Annotated in this window: 13 protein-coding genes and 1 other annotated feature; all 13 genes read right to left on the reverse strand. The window is 28.5% G+C overall.

Going from position 1 to position 12,221, the window contains the following annotated elements; all coding sequences use genetic code 11:
* Positions 1-3: 3 nt before the first annotated feature.
* The 13 genes from CLPU_RS03800 to CLPU_RS03855 all read right to left on the reverse strand — a co-directional run bounded on the left by CLPU_RS03800 (position 4) and on the right by CLPU_RS03855 (position 12,216).
* On the reverse strand, positions 4-1,107 hold the full coding sequence (locus CLPU_RS03800; protein WP_050354325.1) for a Nif3-like dinuclear metal center hexameric protein: 1,104 nt from the start codon (positions 1,105-1,107) through the stop codon (positions 4-6).
* Positions 1,101-1,793, reverse strand: a complete 693-nt coding sequence (locus tag CLPU_RS03805) for a tRNA (adenine(22)-N(1))-methyltransferase (RefSeq protein WP_050354326.1) — start codon at positions 1,791-1,793, stop codon at positions 1,101-1,103. Before CLPU_RS03805 ends, CLPU_RS03800 begins: the two co-directional genes overlap by 7 nt.
* A 29-nt stretch (positions 1,794-1,822) precedes the next feature.
* Positions 1,823-2,530: an HAD family hydrolase gene (locus CLPU_RS03810; RefSeq protein WP_050354327.1), complete on the reverse strand. Its 708-nt coding sequence runs from the start codon at positions 2,528-2,530 to the stop codon at positions 1,823-1,825.
* Between the two features lie 198 nt (positions 2,531-2,728).
* On the reverse strand, positions 2,729-3,838 hold the full coding sequence (gene rpoD / locus CLPU_RS03815) for an RNA polymerase sigma factor RpoD (RefSeq protein WP_050354328.1): 1,110 nt from the start codon (positions 3,836-3,838) through the stop codon (positions 2,729-2,731).
* A gap of 33 nt (positions 3,839-3,871) precedes the next feature.
* Entirely contained in the window at positions 3,872-5,704 is a 1,833-nt protein-coding gene (dnaG, locus tag CLPU_RS03820; protein WP_050354329.1) for a DNA primase, read from the reverse strand.
* Between the two features lie 425 nt (positions 5,705-6,129).
* On the reverse strand, positions 6,130-6,951 hold the full coding sequence (locus CLPU_RS03825; RefSeq protein WP_050354330.1) for a pyruvate, water dikinase regulatory protein: 822 nt from the start codon (positions 6,949-6,951) through the stop codon (positions 6,130-6,132).
* A 14-nt stretch (positions 6,952-6,965) separates the two neighbouring features.
* Entirely contained in the window at positions 6,966-7,607 is a 642-nt protein-coding gene (gene ccpN, locus CLPU_RS03830) for a transcriptional regulator CcpN (protein WP_050354331.1), read from the reverse strand.
* Positions 7,608-7,712: 105 nt separating this feature from the next.
* Positions 7,713-9,104, reverse strand: coding sequence for a glycine--tRNA ligase (locus tag CLPU_RS03835; RefSeq protein ID WP_050354332.1), 1,392 nt, complete (start codon positions 9,102-9,104; stop codon positions 7,713-7,715).
* A gap of 55 nt (positions 9,105-9,159) precedes the next feature.
* Positions 9,160-9,329 (reverse strand) — a binding site (T-box leader).
* Positions 9,330-9,383: 54 nt separating this feature from the next.
* Positions 9,384-9,842, reverse strand: coding sequence for a DUF4342 domain-containing protein (locus tag CLPU_RS03840; RefSeq protein ID WP_050354333.1), 459 nt, complete (start codon positions 9,840-9,842; stop codon positions 9,384-9,386).
* A gap of 13 nt (positions 9,843-9,855) precedes the next feature.
* Positions 9,856-10,605 (reverse strand): DNA repair protein RecO, encoded by a 750-nt coding sequence (gene recO / locus CLPU_RS03845; protein ID WP_050354334.1) that lies wholly within the window; start codon positions 10,603-10,605, stop codon positions 9,856-9,858.
* A 13-nt stretch (positions 10,606-10,618) separates the two neighbouring features.
* The gene (locus tag CLPU_RS16525) at positions 10,619-10,780 is read right to left on the reverse strand and encodes a YqzL family protein (RefSeq protein ID WP_082154060.1); all 162 of its coding nucleotides are present in this window, start codon (positions 10,778-10,780) and stop codon (positions 10,619-10,621) included.
* Positions 10,781-10,915: 135 nt separating this feature from the next.
* Complete coding sequence (era, locus tag CLPU_RS03850) at positions 10,916-11,803, reverse strand: GTPase Era (RefSeq protein WP_050354335.1); 888 nt, start codon at positions 11,801-11,803, stop codon at positions 10,916-10,918.
* A gap of 23 nt (positions 11,804-11,826) precedes the next feature.
* On the reverse strand, positions 11,827-12,216 hold the full coding sequence (locus CLPU_RS03855) for a cytidine deaminase (RefSeq protein WP_050354336.1): 390 nt from the start codon (positions 12,214-12,216) through the stop codon (positions 11,827-11,829).
* Positions 12,217-12,221 lie beyond the last annotated feature (5 nt).

The raw sequence follows: 12,221 nt of genomic DNA on the forward strand, positions 1-12,221 counted from the left end.
ACTCTATATAGTTTTAAAAGGTGCTACGCTATTTTTATGAACTAGTATTTCAATATCGTCAGTAATATTATCTCCTATATATTTTCTTAAATAGTCTATAACATGTTTTTCTGTTCCATAGTGACCTGCATCAATAACTGATAATCCTAATTCTAAAGCTAGTTGAGCATCATGATATTTTATATCTCCTGTTATATATACATCTGCCTTATTCCTATAACAATCTTTAATAAAACTACTTCCGCTACCTCCACACAATGCAACCTTTCTTATTTTATTATTCATATCACCGTAAACTCTTATAGTTTCACATTCTAACGTATCCTTTACAGTCCTACTAAATTGCTCCAAAGTAACTTCTTCACTTAACTCTCCTATTCTACCATAACCATAGGATTCTCCTTCATTATTCAAAGGATATACATCATATGCTACTTCTTCATAAGGATGTGCTTCTATCATAGCTGATATCACGCTACTCAATATATGTTCATCAACTATAGTTTCTATTTTCTCTTCTTCTACTTTTTCTAACACCCCTTGTTTTCCTATGAAGGGATTAGTTCCACTACTAGGTAAAAACGTTCCTACACCTTTTGTGTTAAATGTACAGTGACTATAGTTTCCTATGAATCCAGCCCCATTATCACCTAAAGCTTCTCTTACTACATCACTATGTGTTAATGGAACAAATACAGATATCTTATATAGTTTATCTGTATGAAATCTTGATAAAGGTTTTGTATTACTTAGTTTTAGCTTATCTGATAATATATCATTTATTCCACCTTCACACATATCTAGATTGGTATGTGCACTAAATACTGTTATATCATTTTTAATAATTTCTGATATTATTTTTCCTTTAATATCATCTAAAGATATTGTTTTAATTGAACTAAAGAAAAAAGGATGGTGAGTTATTATCATATCTATATTATTTTTAATTGCTTCTTTTACCGTATCAATACTTAAGTCTAGTGAAATCAAGACTTTTTTCACTTCTTTTTCCATACTACCAATTTGTAATCCTGAATTATCCCAACTATCAATAAGATAATTGGGTGCTAGTCTATTCATAATACTAATTATATCTTTAACTAACATAATGATTTAAGGACCTCCATATATTGACTGTATTTTTCTTTTAACTCTATATACTTATTCCTACTTTTTTCCTTATGTTGATTTTGCAAGTTATTTAAAATTTTTTCTATTTTATTTATTTTAAGTTTAAGAAATTCTTCCAATAGTTCATCCTTGTTTTCAATAAGCTTTTTTCCTACTTCAAAGTAAATTTCTTTTTCTAATTCATCTTTTCCATGTTGTACGTAAAGTATATGATATAACTTGTCCCCTTCTTTTGCTAGCTTTTCATCTATTATTTTAAATTCATTATCATACAAATATCTTCTTAATTCATCTACTGCTACCATAGGTTGTAGTATAAAATTTTTTATACTTTTAGTAACCTCTTTTGATTCTTCTAATATTTCAGCTATTAAAAGTCCTCCCATGCCTGCTATTATAACAGTATCCACTTCATTTGGATTTATAGAATTTAATCCATCTCCTAGTCTAGTATCTATTTCATTTTGCAATTTATTCTTTTTTATATATTCTATAGCATTATTGAGAGGTCCTTCATTAATATCACTAGCTATTATCTTTTCTGAAATATTATTATTAACTAAATAAACTGGTATATATCCATGATCGGTTCCTATATCAGCAACAATATCGCCTTTTTTAACATAACTTGCTATTGCTTTTAATCTAGGTGATAGCTTCATGCTTCTTCTCCTTCGTGTTTATTTTACAATTATAGCTTAGGAAGTTCTTTTACAAATTCATAGAGTTCTTTGTAGCTTCCCTTATAGTCTGGTTCATATATTTTTCCTTCTCTGCTTATCTTATAATCTTCTAATAAGAAAGTTTTAATTCCTAGCTCACTTACAACTAGATCTTCTTGAACATCATTGCCAACCATCATAACTTCTTCTGGTTTTCTATCTATGATACTCAGTATTTCTTCATAGTATTTCAAATGAGGTTTACAGTAATGCATATTTTCATATGTCGTTATTAATTTAAAATCTTCAACATCTAACCCTGCCCATTCTACTCTTCTATTAATTCCTTCCTTCGGAAATAGTGGATTGGTAGCTATCACAAGTTCATATCCTTTATCTTTAACAATCTTTATTATATCTCTTGCTAATGGATTTGGTTTACATATACTTTTAAGTCCTGTATATTCATTTAAATAAAAATGATTTAAGATATCTGTAGCTTCTTCTACTTTTTCTATTTTAGTATTAAAATGCTCGAAAAAACAATCTTCATTTGTTTTGTTTTCATCAATTGTATCTATCATGTATTGAGTAGAGTCCCATATTACTTTACATAATTTTTTAGCTTCTTCCTCATTTCCAACTTTTTCAGTTAATATTCTAAAATATTCATCTGTAAATAATTGAACATCTATAGGAAGTAACGTACCGTCTAAATCAAATAATATAGCTTTCAAATCTACTCCTCCTTAAATATATTATGATTTTTAATATTTTTAAAATTAAATAAATTTTATTTAGTTTCTACTTTAATAGCTTGAAAGCTAAAAAAATTATAATATTATAATAACATCTAATATAAAAAGGATGGAAATTTTATATAGGATCCATCCTTTAAGTTTTTATATTCTCTATCGGGGTTTTTTGATTTATTATTATTCTAAGAAATCCTTAAGCTTTTTACTTCTACTAGGGTGTCTTAATTTTCTAAGTGCTTTAGCTTCTATTTGTCTTATTCTTTCTCTAGTTACATCAAATTCTTTTCCCACTTCTTCAAGAGTTCTCGCTCTTCCATCATCTAATCCAAATCTTAATCTTAACACTTTTTGTTCTCTAGGAGTAAGTGTATCTAAAACATCCACAAGTTGTTCTTTTAATAATGTAAATGTAGCTGCTTCAGCTGGTGCTTGTGCATCATCATCTGGAATAAAGTCTCCTAAATGACTATCTTCTTCTTCTCCTATAGGAGTCTCTAATGATACTGGTTCTTGAGCTATCTTTTGAATTTCTCTTACTTTTTCTTCATCTAAATTCATTTCTTTAGCTATTTCTTCTGGAGTTGGATCTCTACCTAAGTCTTGTAGGAGCTGTCTTGATACTCTTATTAATTTATTTATTGTTTCTACCATATGAACTGGTATTCTTATAGTTCTTGCTTGGTCTGCTATGGCTCTAGTTATAGCTTGACGTATCCACCAAGTAGCATAGGTACTAAATTTAAATCCTTTTCTATAATTAAACTTTTCAACGGCTTTAATAAGTCCTAAGTTTCCTTCTTGAATTAAGTCAAGGAATAACATTCCTCTACCAACATATCTTTTAGCTATACTAACTACTAGCCTTAAGTTAGCTTCTGCAAGTCTTCTTTTAGCCTCTTCATCTCCTTGCTCCATTCTTTTAGCTAACTCTGTTTCTTCTTCTGCACTTAGTAATGGTACCTTGCCTATTTCTTTTAAATACATCCTTACAGGATCATCTACACTTATTCCTTTTGGAACAGATAGATCCTCTTTTGATATATCTATTATTTCATCATCTACTTCTTTTGGTATTAAGATATCATCAGCCTCTTTATCGCCTACTACGTCTATTCCCATATCTTCTAAGTTTTGATATATTTCGTCTATTTGATCTGTATCTAGATCCATATCCTCTAGCGTATCTACTATTTCCTTATATGAAAGCACTCCCTGCTTTTTCCCTTTATTTATTAATTCCTTAACTGATCCTATAACGTTATCTTTTGGCTTATCAAAATTACTCATGATACCATTTCCCTCCTTTCAAAAGAAAAAATATTAGTTTGTCTTTAGTTGTTGATCTATTTTGATTAATTCTAAACATAGCTCCTTGAATGTTTCAACATCTCCTTCTGTCTTATCTTTCTTATTTTCAAATAGTTTAAGTTGTTTTTTTATTTCACTTCTTTTTATATTTATTTTATAATAATTAATTTTTTTAACATAATCATCTGCTGCCTTCATTTTTTCACTTTGATTCATTTGAGTAGTTTCATCAAACAATTCGTTAAGCATATTTTTCTCAATTTGATCAAAATTATTAGAAAGCTCATTAATATCTATATCAATATTTTCTTCAAATATTTTATATACGGTTTCAGCTATTTTTTTATAACTAGAATTTAAGAAATCTCTCGGACTAATATTATCTTTAATATTAAGGTATATATTTTTATCATTTAATATAAGCTTCAGCAGTTCTTTTTCAGCTATTAAATGTCCTGGTTCCTGTAAATACTCTACTGGTTTAATATTTTCTTTATTATTATACCTATAACCACTTTTTATATACTTGCTCTTAACTTCTAAATCTGTGCTATTATCCTCTTTATTAAAAACTTCTTTTTTTATGGCTTCTATAGATATATTAGTATCTTCTGATACTTTTTTTATATATGCATCTAGTTCTATGGGGCTTTTAAATTGCTTTAGTAACTTAGCAATATTCTTAGTAAAATCAATTTTCCCTTCTGTAGTAGAAATATTATACTTTAATTTTATTCTTTGAATTTTAAAATCCATATAACTTAAGGCATTATCTATCCTTTTTTTAAATTCATTTGATCCATAAATTTTTATATACTCATCTGGATCCATTCCTTCTCCTAGCATTATAACTTTAGGATTTATTCCTTCCTCCTTAAGTATATCAAGTGCTTTATCTGTTGCTTTCATACCTGCTTCATCACAATCATAGCATGTGTATACTTGTGCATTGTACCTTTTTAATAATTTAACTTGATTTGTAGTCAAAGCAGTTCCAAGAGAAGCTACACAATAGTTTATTCCATTTCTATATAAAGATATTACATCCATATATCCTTCTACTAAAATTATTTTTTGTCCTCTAATATATTCTTTTGCTATATTTAATCCATATAAATTAATTCCTTTGGAAAATACAAGTGTCTCTGGTGAATTTAAATACTTAGGCTGTGAGTTAATATCAATTGTTCTTCCTCCAAATCCTATAACCTTTTTATTAGTACTCATTATAGGAAACATTATTCTATTTCTGAATCTATCATAATATCTTGTTCCATCTCTATGTTTTATAATTAATCCTGCTTTCTCTAATTCATCTTCACTGTAGTTTTTCCCTTTTAAATAGTATAGAAGTCCATTCCAACTATCTGGTGAATATCCTATTCCAAATTTTTTTATAGTTTCTTCATTTATACCTCTATTTAAAAGATATTTGAAAGCATTGCCATTATTGAACAAGTTTTTATAAAAATATATTGCCGCTTCTCTATTTATTTCATATAGTCTATTTTTTGTTTTTTCTAATTCTATATTCATATTTTTAGTTTTATCTTCTAAAATTATATTTGCTCTATCTGCTAAAATTTTTAAAGATTCTACAAAATCTAAGTTTTGATATTTCATAATGAAAGTTATAACATCTCCACCTTCTCCGCATCCAAAGCAATGAAACATCTGTTTTATAGGTGATACTACAAATGAAGGTGTTTTTTCATTATGAAAAGGACATAAACCTTTATAGTTTGAGCCTGTCCTCTTTAGTTGTACATATTGCGATATAATATCGACAATATCATTACTTTCTCTAACCTCTCTTATAATATCATCGTTATAAGGATAAGGCATATATATCACCTTTTTCAAATTATCATATTCGTCAAAAAACTTCTTTTTCCTTCTAAATTGTTTAAGAAATATTATTTATATTAATATTCCTTAACATTAAATACTTGTAATTTTTACTTTATTGTGTTATAAATACCTATTTAGTATATACTAATTATAGATATTGTCAAAAACCATTTTATCTCTTTTTTATAGTTTTCGTCATTTTTCTCTCTTTTTCCTCTTTTTTTGTCAAATTTTTAGATATTAATTATTCTTAACATTTTATCACTATTGTGCAGTTATATTTTTTTATATATAAAAATTTTTCTATGGTATATATATACCATAATTACAATTATATTCCTCTATATTTATTCTTTTTGTGTTAAATATTTTAACTATTTTTATTAAAATGAAAAGAGTGTTGATATCAACACTCTTTTTTATATGTTTATATTACTATTATGTCTAGTCATTTCAAGTATTATACCTGCTGTTTCTTCTACTGCTTTATTCGAAACATCTATAACTGGACATCCTAATCTTTTCATTAAACTTTCTGAATACTCTATTTCTCTAATTATTCTATCTATACTCGCATAGTTTGCATTGTCACTTAGTCCTAATGTTTTTAGTCTTTCTTGTCTTATTTCATTAAGCTTTATAGGATTAGCTGTAAGTCCGATAATTTTTTGAGGATCCACTTCAAATATCTCATCTGGTGGTGGAATCTCAGGAACTAAAGGCACATTTGCAACTTTTAGATTTTTATGAGCTAAGTACATGCTTAAAGGAGTTTTAGAAGTTCTAGATATTCCTAATAATACAATATCAGCCTTCTTAATTCCTCTAGTATCTTTGCCATCATCATATTTAACTGCAAATTCTACTGCTTCTACTTTTTTAAAATATTTTTCATCTAATTTCCTAATAATTCCAGCTTCTCTTTTTGGCTCAAATCCTACAACTTGTTTTAGTGCATCTAGTATAGGTGTCATAAGATCTACTGTAGGAATATTATATTTTTTGGCTCTTTCCTCTAAAAAGTTTCTAAGTTCATCGATAACTAGAGTATACACTATCATACAACGTTCTTCTTTAGCCTCATCTAGTATTTCAACTATTTGTTCTTCGTCTGTTATATAAGGAAATCTTCTTGTCTCATATCTACCTGAATTAAATTGACTTATAGCTGCCTTAGCTACTTGTTCACCAGTTTCTCCTATAGAATCTGATAGTACATATACTATGGTACTTTTTTGCATACGGTTATTACCTCCTAAATGTTTTTGCACAAGTCAACAAATACTCTTACAATATTCGTTTTAGATATCTTCCCTATAACTTTATATAATTTCATATCGTCTTCATTTACCTCTTCAATGACAGGAACACTATCAATTTCATGTTCTATTATCTTTGTGGCAGCATCTAATATACTTTCTTCTGATGTAACGGTTATTATATTTGGCATTCTAGTCATTATAACTGCTACAGGTATTTTATTTACATCTATTCCCCCTATAGCACTCTTAAGAAAATCTTTTCTAGAAACCACTCCTGTAAAATATCCATTTGATGTAACATATATAGTACCTACATTTTCTAAAAACATTGTTACTATAGCATCATATACTGTTGTTTGTTCTTCAACTACTATGGGAACTGACTTTATGTCAGCTACTTTCAAACTTTTTAACTGTTGTGCAAATATACTTTCTATCTCTTTTCCACTATATAAATATCCTACTTTAGGTCTTGCATCTAGCATACCTACCATAGTAAGTATAGCTAAGTCAGGCCTAAGAGTAGCTCTAGTTAACTTTAGCTTCCTGGCTATTTCTTCTCCCGTTATAGGCTGATTATCTTTAACTATATTTATTATTTTTTCTTGTCTATCCGTAAACTGAATAGTTCTCACCCTTCCTTGGGATATTCTTCTAATCCTATTGTATCAAAAACATTTAAATAAATCTATAAAAGGGAGTCTACAAATAATAAATATTATTTGACTCCCTTAATACAACTAAAACTCTATTTTTTCATTTATTATTCTCTCTAAATCTTCTATCTTTACCCTTTGTTGCTCCATAGTATCTCTATCTCTTATAGTTACACAGTTATCTTCTAGTGAATCATAATCAAATGTTATACAGAAAGGTGTTCCTATTTCATCATGTCTTCTATATCTTTTTCCTATACTACCTGCTTCATCATAGTCTATCATAAACTTTTTAGTTAATTCATTATATAATTCCATAGCTGGTTCACTTAGTTTTTTAGTTAAAGGAAATACTGCAGCTTTAAATGGTGATAGAGCTGGATGAAGTTTTAATACAATTCTCTCAGTTCCATCTTCTAGCTTTTCTTCTGTATATGCTTCTGTTAAGAATGCAAGAGTAACTCTATCAGCTCCTAATGATGGTTCAATACAGTAAGGTACATATTTTTCATTAGTAACTGGATCAGTATAGCTTAAATCCTCTCCTGATGTCTCCATATGTCTTTTTAAGTCAAAGTCAGTTCTATCTGATATACCCCATAATTCTCCCCATCCAAATGGAAAATTATATTCAATATCTGTAGTAGCATTACTATAATGTGATAACTCTTCTTCTTCATGATCTCTTAATTTTAAGTTCTCTTCATTTATTTTCAAGTCAAGTAGCCAGTTTTTACAAAAATCTTTCCAATACTTAAACCATTCTAAATCTTCCCCTGGTTTACAGAAAAATTCTAACTCCATTTGTTCAAACTCTCTAGTTCTAAATATAAAGTTACCAGGAGTAATTTCATTTCTAAACGACTTACCTATCTGACCTATTCCAAAAGGAATCTTTTTTCTCGATGTTCTTGCTATTTGTTTGAAGTTAACAAATATTCCTTGAGCTGTTTCAGGTCTTAAATATATTTCAGCTTGTGAGTCTTCCGTAACACCTTGAAATGTTTTAAACATTAAGTTAAATTGTCTTATGTTTGTATAATCTAGCTCACCACATTCTGGACATTTTATTGAGTTTTCTCTTATATAGTCTTCCATTTGCTCATTAGACCAGCTATCTACAACTACATCCTCTTTATTGTTTTCTTTCATATAACCTTCTATAAGGTGATCTGCTCTAAATCTTGATTTACATTTTTTACAGTCCATAAGTGGATCATTAAATCCTCCTATATGTCCTGATGCTACCCAAACTTGTGGATTCATTAGTATAGCAGAGTCTAGTCCTACGTTATGTACAGACTCTTGAATAAATTTTTTCCACCATGCTTTTTTTACATTATTCTTAAGTTCTACTCCTAATGGGCCATAATCCCATGTGTTGGCTAATCCTCCATATATATCTGACCCAGGGAAAATAAATCCTCTTGATTTACAAAGAGAAACTATCTTTTCCATTGTTTTTTTATTTTCCATAGTATGCCCTCCTTTTTTTATAATAAAAAAAGCAACCTAATATCCCTACATAACGTATAGGGACGAAAGGTTACTTCCGCGGTTCCACCCTACTTGACATAAAAAATGTCCGCTTTATAATAATGCTCAGAAATGCCTTTCACTAAAAAAATTATACTAGACTTTCACTATCACTAGCTCGCTTTAATAATTTATTTTAGTTACTCTTTTCCTCATAGCATTCAATTTACTCTTACTTTACAGTACATAATTTAGCAGATATCTTTTATATTGTCAATACTACTCATTACCATCTTTGTTATCTTTTTTTACAGCCTGTTTCACTTTATCCATTGCCTTTCCTGCAACTTCCTCTAATTTAATTACTTCTCCATCTTTTTTTGTTATTTCGATAGTACACTTAGATAATACAGCTGCTGTAAGTCCGAAAGTTGCAAGTAGTGGAGAAATTAATACACCAACTGCACCTGCATTGACTGGTATATTCATTATTATTTCTCCATCTTTTTTTACAGTTATCTTAGTAACATTACCTTCTTTTAATACTTCTTTTATTCTTTCTAAAAGTTCATCACCTTTACTAGTAATATTATTAGCCCATGAACTTCCTTTTTCTTCTAATTCCACAAGAGCTTCAACTACATCTCCATTGTGTTTTTCAAGAACTTCTTTCGCTGTTTTATAGCTTACTCCTGTTCTTTCTCTTATCATGTCTATTTTTTCTAAACTAATTTCCATTTTATAGCCTCCTTTATTTCCCTTCTAGGGATTTTATAAATTCTAATGATTTAAAATTCTTTTTGTCTAAGTGAGAAGTTATATATCTAAGCAATAAATATTCTATTCTATTGGCTTCTTTATTATTAATTTTTATATTTGAAATTTCGTCTAGTTTTAAATATAACAACTCTTTCATTTTATTTAAAACTATTAAATCTATACTTTTACTATTTGCATCAATATTAAAACAATTTTCACATAAAGCTCCACCATGAGCTACACTAAACTTAATATTATTAGTAAAGTCACTTTCACAAGATACACATCTCTTAAGTTGAGGTTTATATCCAATAAAGCTTATATATTTTAATTCAAATGCTAGAAGTAGATTTTTATAATCTTTTTCTATATTCGTAAGAACCTGTAGAGTCTTTATTAATAGATCAAATAATATTGGGTTTGATTCTCCCTCTAATGTTCCAGCATCAATAAGCTCTATTATATATGTGGCATATGCCAGTTTTTCTAAATCCTCTCTTAATGAAAAAAATGAATCTATAACTTCTCCTTGATTTATATGATAGAAATTTTTTCCTTCATACATTAAAAAATTGCTATAGCAAAAAGTTTGGGTACTTGCTACCAAGTTATTTTTATATTTTCTAGCACCCTTTGCTATAGCCTGAACTTTACCATTTTGTTTAGTGAATATTGTAAGTATTTTATCTGCCTCACTATAATTTATGTTCCTTAATACTACCCCTTCACTTTTTACTAACATTTTTTCACCTCAGCTAAATGCCTTGAAAAAATAACTCCTCGCTTAGATTTACACTATAATAATTATTGCTTTCATTTTCGTGTATTTTAATATCATCAACACAATCTCTATAGCAAAGATACGCTTCTATATTACCCGTCAATTCAAACATTTTCCACATTTCATTCTTTATCATACTTTCTACCTCCTGTAAGAGACTGTTTTATATTAATATTTATTTCATATTATTATTCTAGGTCTATATCTCATTTTTAATACAATACAAATTATTCTATTTTTGTGCAAAGAATGAAATGTTTTTGTAGAATTATTAATTATATCCGAAATATTTTATTATTTTTTCTTTATCTCTCCAGTTTTTTTCTACTTTTACCCATAAGTTAAGATATATTTGACTACCAAGTAAATTTTCTATGTCGATTCTAGCACTTTTACCTATACCTTTAAGCTTTCTTCCGCCTTTTCCTATTACAATTCCTTTATGGGACTCTCTTTCACAATATATAGTAGCATTAATATCTACTATGTCTTTATTTTCTCGTTGCTTTATCATGTCTATTCCTACAGCAATTCCATGAGGTATTTCTTCTTCTAAGTAATGTAGTGCTTTCTCTCTTATTATTTCTGATATAATTAGTCTTTCTGGCTGATCTGTTATCATATCCTCTGGGAAGTATTGAGGACCTTCTGGTAAAAGTTTTTTTATCGCTTGTATTAGATAGCCTACTCCACTACCTAATTGAGCTGAGATTGGTACTATTTCATCAAATACTCCAAATTCTTCATAGTTACGTACTATTTGATCAACTTCATCTTTTTTAAGCTTATCTATTTTATTTATTGCTAATATTTTATGTGTTTTTATGTCTTTTATTTCATCTAATATATATTTATCTCCTGGTCCCATCTCTAAGCTTTCATCTACCAATAAAAGTATAACATCTACTTCTTTAAGACTATCTTTTGATACACTTACCATATATTGTCCTAGCTTATTTTTAGGCTTATGTATTCCAGGTGTATCTAAAAAGACTATCTGATGGTCATCTCCTGTATATACACATTGTATCTTATTTCTAGTTGTTTGAGGTTTATCTGATATTATAGCTATTTTTTCTCCTATCACTCTATTTAAAAAAGTTGATTTCCCTACATTTGGTCTTCCTATTATAGTTACAAATCCTGACTTATACGCCATTTTACCACTCCTATTTATTAGATTTAGTCTAGATCTTCTGGTCCGAAACTATGTGGGAGTAATTCTTCTAAGCTAAAAGTCTTATAGTCATCTTCGCTATTGGCAACTATGACTATTATATCTTTCCCAAACTCCCTTATAACTTGTCTACATACTCCACATGGAAAAGTATAATCTGAACTTCCTACTATTGCAATAGCTTTAAAGTCCTTATCTCCTTCTGAAATTGCTTTAGATATAGCTGTTCTTTCTGCACATATAGTAGGTGTATAAGATGCAGATTCTATATTACACCCTGTATATATTTTATCATTTTTAGTTAAAACTGCAGCCCCTACTCTAAAATTAGAATATGGGGCATAAGCTTTTTCTCTAACTTCTATTGCTTTTTTTATAAGCTCTTTTATATCCATTTAAT

It is taken from the genome of Gottschalkia purinilytica, assembly GCF_001190785.1.
Lineage (GTDB): Bacteria > Bacillota > Clostridia > Tissierellales > Gottschalkiaceae > Gottschalkia_A > Gottschalkia_A purinilytica.

Excerpts from the sequence above, each read along its gene's own strand:
- CLPU_RS03800 (WP_050354325.1), bottom strand. The coding sequence starts at position 1,107 with ATGTTAGTTAAAGATATAATTAGTATTATGAATAGACTAGCACCCAAT.
- CLPU_RS03805 (WP_050354326.1), bottom strand. The coding sequence starts at position 1,793 with ATGAAGCTATCACCTAGATTAAAAGCAATAGCAAGTTATGTTAAAAAA.
- rpoD (WP_050354328.1), bottom strand. The coding sequence starts at position 3,838 with ATGAGTAATTTTGATAAGCCAAAAGATAACGTTATAGGATCAGTTAAG.
- dnaG (WP_050354329.1), bottom strand. The coding sequence starts at position 5,704 with ATGCCTTATCCTTATAACGATGATATTATAAGAGAGGTTAGAGAAAGT.
- CLPU_RS03825 (WP_050354330.1), bottom strand. The coding sequence starts at position 6,951 with ATGCAAAAAAGTACCATAGTATATGTACTATCAGATTCTATAGGAGAA.
- CLPU_RS03835 (WP_050354332.1), bottom strand. The coding sequence starts at position 9,104 with ATGGAAAATAAAAAAACAATGGAAAAGATAGTTTCTCTTTGTAAATCA.
- CLPU_RS03840 (WP_050354333.1), bottom strand. The coding sequence starts at position 9,842 with ATGGAAATTAGTTTAGAAAAAATAGACATGATAAGAGAAAGAACAGGA.
- recO (WP_050354334.1), bottom strand. The coding sequence starts at position 10,605 with ATGTTAGTAAAAAGTGAAGGGGTAGTATTAAGGAACATAAATTATAGT.
- CLPU_RS16525 (WP_082154060.1), bottom strand. The coding sequence starts at position 10,780 with ATGATAAAGAATGAAATGTGGAAAATGTTTGAATTGACGGGTAATATA.
- era (WP_050354335.1), bottom strand. The coding sequence starts at position 11,803 with ATGGCGTATAAGTCAGGATTTGTAACTATAATAGGAAGACCAAATGTA.
- CLPU_RS03855 (WP_050354336.1), bottom strand. The coding sequence starts at position 12,216 with ATGGATATAAAAGAGCTTATAAAAAAAGCAATAGAAGTTAGAGAAAAA.